Raw genomic sequence first — 2,297 nt, 5'->3', positions numbered from 1 at the left:
CGATGGGCATCAGCCAGGACGTGTTGCAGGACGGCCTGCGCAGCTTTCCGGGACTGGCACACCGCATGGAGCAGGTCGGCCGCCGCGCCAACGTGCTCTTCGTCAACGACTCCAAGGGGACCAATGCGGATGCCACCGCGCACGCGCTGTCGTCCTTCGCCGACATCTTCTGGATCGCCGGCGGCAAGCCGAAGGCGGGCGGCATCACCAGCCTGACCGGCTTCTTCCCGCGCATCCGCAAAGCCTATCTGATCGGCGAGGCCGCGCCGGAGTTTTCCGGCACGTTGGGCACGGAGGTCGCCCACGAGATCAGCCAGACGCTCGACGTCGCCGTCGCGAACGCCGCGCGCGATGCGGAGGTGTCGGGCTTGCAGGACGCCGTCGTGCTGCTGTCGCCGGCCTGCGCCTCCTTCGACCAGTACCGCAACTTCGAGATCCGCGGCACCAAGTTCCGCGAGCTTGTGCAGGCGCTGCCGGGTGTGAAGCCGGTGGTGTGAGGATGGCGCGGCAACGCTGGATCGGAATTGCCGTCGCTGCTCTTGCCGTCCCGGTCGTCGCGGGCTTTGTCTTCGTTGTCGTCATCGACAATCTCATGAGCGGATTCGGCGCATGCCGCGTCGTTCGCCAGCGCGCATTCGCCTCGCCAAGCGGTAGCCAGTTGGTCGTCGTGGTCTGGAAGTCGTGCGGCGCGACGGTGCCCGACAGCACGCAAGCCAGTATCGTGGCGCGCGGCCGGACATTCTCGCCCGAGAGCACGCCGACCTTTCTCAGCGTGCGCGAGCATCAGGATGTCAGCGTTGCTTGGATTAGCGAGCATGCCGTCAGGATCGGGTCCATTTCCGGGACAGTCCAAATTTACAAACGCGACCAGCGCGTTGGGGATGTCACGATCAATTACGAATAGGGCAGTTCCGCAAGGTCTCGTGTCCCGGACGCGGTGCGGCACGAAGTGACGCTCCGCAGAGCCGGGACCCAGGAGCGGCAATGGGCCCCGGCTCTGCAGCGCACCGCAAGGGCGCAGCGCTGCGTCCGGGGCAAGAGACTCTCTACAAGTTCATCGATCCCCTTAACCCCCCGGTAACCAACCTCGGCGACCAATGGACCGACCTCTGTCCGAAAGCGGCCGCCCATGCTCTCCCGTGAAGAACGCACCCCCTTTTCCGAGTGGTGGTGGACCGTCGACAAGCCGCTGATGGGCGCCATTTTGGCGCTGATGCTGACCGGCGTGATCCTGTCGCTGGCGGCGAGCCCGCCGGTTGCGACCCGCATCGGGCTCGATCCATTCCATTTCTTCAGCCGCCATGTGCTGTTCCTGCTCCCGTCCTGCCTGGTGCTGCTCGGGGTGTCGTTCCTGTCGCCGCGCGCGATCCGCCGCTCGGCCCTGATCATCTTCGCGGCCAGCATCATCCTGATCGTGCTGACGCTTGCGATCGGCCCCGAAGTGAAGGGCTCGCGGCGCTGGATCACGCTGCTCGGCGTCAACATCCAGGCCTCCGAGATCGCAAAGCCGTCGTTCGTCGTCATCGCCGCCTGGCTGTTCGCGGAATCGACCAAGCGGCCGGAGATGCCTGCGACCTCGATGGCGCTGGTGCTGCTCTTGATGCTGGTCTCGCTGCTGGTAATGGAGCCGGACTTCGGCCAGACCATGCTGATCCTGATGGTGTGGGGCTCGCTGTTCTTCATCGCGGGCATGCGCATGATCTGGGTGTTTGGCCTGGCGGGCCTCGGTGCGGCCGGGCTGTTCAGCGCATATCTGTTCGTCCCGCATGTCGCAGGCCGCATCAAGCGCTTCATGAACCCTGCCTCGGGCGACACCTTCCAGGTCGATACCGCCATGGAGGCCTTCTACAATGGCGGATGGTTCGGGCTTGGGCCGGGCGAGGGCATCGCCAAGCGCAGCCTGCCGGACAGTCACACCGACTTCGTGTTCGCGGTCGCAGCCGAGGAGTTCGGCATCATCCTGTGTCTTGCGATGCTGACGCTGTTTGCCTTCGTCGTCATCCGCACGCTGTCGCGCGCCTATGCCAATGAGGACATGTTCTCGCGCTTCGCGGCTTCAGGGCTCGCCATCCTGTTCGGCGTCCAGGCTGCAATCAACATGTCGGTGAATCTTCAGCTGATCCCCGCCAAGGGCATGACGCTGCCTTTCATCTCCTATGGTGGCTCCTCGATCGTGTCGCTGGCCTATGGCGTCGGCATGATGCTGGCGCTGACGCGGCTGCGCCCCCGCACCGAGGTCGAGGCCAGCGGCCACGCCGACGCGATGCGGAGTTACGCCTAACCGCTCCCGTGTCCCG

At 65.3% G+C, this 2,297-nt stretch carries 3 protein-coding genes; all 3 read left to right on the top strand.

Annotated elements, in window-relative coordinates:
• Window positions 1–497 (top strand): glutamate ligase domain-containing protein (locus MOV75_RS35120; protein ID WP_309486994.1); only part of this gene is annotated, 497 nt, incomplete at its 5' end.
• A gap of 2 nt (window positions 498–499) precedes the next feature.
• Window positions 500–904: a hypothetical protein gene (locus MOV75_RS35115; RefSeq protein WP_246932037.1), complete on the top strand. Its 405-nt coding sequence runs from the start codon at window positions 500–502 to the stop codon at window positions 902–904.
• Window positions 905–1,129: 225 nt separating this feature from the next.
• Window positions 1,130–2,281, top strand: a complete 1,152-nt coding sequence (ftsW, locus tag MOV75_RS35110) for a putative lipid II flippase FtsW (protein WP_246932039.1) — start codon at window positions 1,130–1,132, stop codon at window positions 2,279–2,281.
• Window positions 2,282–2,297 lie beyond the last annotated feature (16 nt).

Source organism: Bradyrhizobium sp. PRIMUS42, from assembly GCF_023006515.1.
Classification (GTDB): domain Bacteria; phylum Pseudomonadota; class Alphaproteobacteria; order Rhizobiales; family Xanthobacteraceae; genus Bradyrhizobium.
This window is presented reverse-complemented; position numbering and strand designations above follow the sequence as displayed.